The sequence below is a fragment of the uncultured Shewanella sp. genome (genome assembly GCF_947491715.1).
Taxonomy (GTDB): domain Bacteria; phylum Pseudomonadota; class Gammaproteobacteria; order Enterobacterales; family Shewanellaceae; genus Shewanella.
Genome location: NZ_CANLKR010000110.1, coordinates 1 through 599 on the forward strand (window position 1 = coordinate 1; position 599 = coordinate 599).

Below are 599 nucleotides of genomic sequence, written 5' to 3' on the forward strand. Positions count from 1 at the left end.
CAAAAGCGGTATGTGATAAGCATCACTGCCCCCTTCAAATTGTTCAATAAACCATAAACGCTCCTGCGCAAACGACAGCCTATAGTCCGCTAACTCCTTAATATGACTAAAATCAACTTCTGAATGGATCTTTTTCTTAGATAAAAAATGTAATAGTCCACTTTTATTATCTTTAATTTGTTTGATAATGCTTCTATCTGGAGCTTGCCCTGAATAACCTAGTTTTACGTGCCCATTGTCCACCCAAACAGAAAGATTATGATGGCGGATCTGTTTTAATAATTTAAACATGATTAAATCTCTCTAACATATTCAGATTCTTGGAATTGAGGTGATAGCGGATGAATCATCATCTTTTCATAATTTATTGCTTTTAATTCAAGCGCAAGCTCTGCAATCCTTGGATGAGAAAATAACTTCACTACAGGAATATCAATGTTCGCCACTTCTCGGGCCTTGGCATTTAACCGAATAGCACTAATCGAATCGCCGCCAATGCGGAAGAAATTATCATTAATCCCAACTTGCTCAAGCCCCAGCACGGCTTGCCAAATTTCACACAATTGACGCTCAGTATCATTACGCGGCGCCACATACTC

At 38.7% G+C, this 599-nt stretch carries 2 protein-coding genes; both read right to left on the bottom strand.

Translation table 11 applies throughout. The features are described 5' to 3' along the window. Window positions 1-291 (bottom strand): hypothetical protein (locus Q0779_RS23715; protein ID WP_298776728.1); only part of this gene is annotated, 291 nt, incomplete at its 3' end. 2 nt (window positions 292-293) lie between these two features. Beyond that, window positions 294-599: phosphopantetheine-binding protein (locus tag Q0779_RS23720; RefSeq protein WP_298776730.1), on the bottom strand; the 306-nt coding region annotated here is incomplete at its 5' end.